General features: G+C 65.2%; 1 protein-coding gene. It reads right to left on the minus strand.

Annotated elements, in window-relative coordinates; genetic code table 11:
- Nucleotides 1-105 precede the first annotated feature (105 nt).
- Nucleotides 106-988: chaperonin GroEL (gene groEL / locus AC5RWX_RS33760; RefSeq protein ID WP_494100497.1), on the minus strand; the 883-nt coding region annotated here is incomplete at its 5' end.

The raw sequence follows: 988 nt of genomic DNA on the forward strand, positions 1-988 counted from the left end.
ATAAAAATAGAACTGTCCGGCAGAATCCCGAAACAACCAAACGCGGCCCCCTCAAACGAGGGGGCCGCTTTTGTGTAGACGTGCGGGACAGGCCCGGCGGGGAGGCTAGAACCCGCCCATGCCGCCCATGTCGTCGCCGCCGCCAACCGGAGCAGCGTTCTTCTCCGGCTTGTCGGCCACAACTGCCTCGGTGGTGAGGAACAGGCCGGCGATGGAGGCCGCGTTCTGCAGGGCAGAGCGGGTTACCTTGACAGGGTCGTTGACGCCGGCGGCCAGCAGGTCGACGTATTCGCCGGTTGCTGCGTTCAGGCCGTGGCCGGCGGGCAGGCCGCGGACCTTGTCCACCACAACGCCCGGCTCCAGACCCGCGTTGAAGGCGATCTGCTTCAGCGGAGCATCGATGGCAACGCGAACGATGTTCGCGCCGGTTGCCTCGTCGCCCGACAGCTGCAGATTGGCGAATGCCTTGGCACCGGCCTGGATGAGGGCCACGCCGCCACCGGCGACAATGCCTTCCTCAACGGCTGCCTTCGCGTTGCGAACGGCGTCCTCGATGCGGTGCTTGCGCTCTTTGAGTTCAACCTCGGTTGCGGCACCGGCCTTGATGACTGCCACGCCGCCGGCCAGCTTGGCCAGGCGCTCCTGCAGCTTCTCGCGGTCGTAATCCGAATCGGAGTTCTCGATCTCGGCGCGGATCTGGGATACGCGGCCGGCGATCTGGTCGGCGTCGCCTGCACCCTCGACGATGGTGGTTTCGTCCTTGGTAACGACAACCTTGCGTGCCTTGCCCAGGAGTTCCAGGCCTGCGTTTTCCAGCTTAAGGCCAACTTCCTCGGCGATGACCTGGCCACCGGTGAGGACGGCGATGTCGGCAAGCTGAGCCTTGCGGCGGTCACCGAAGCCCGGAGCCTTGACGGCGACGGACTTGAAGGTACCGCGGATCTTGTTGACGATCAGGGTGGCAAGTGCCTCGCCCTCGATGTCCTCG

The sequence above is a fragment of the Arthrobacter sp. SPT-J7 genome (assembly GCF_059089965.1).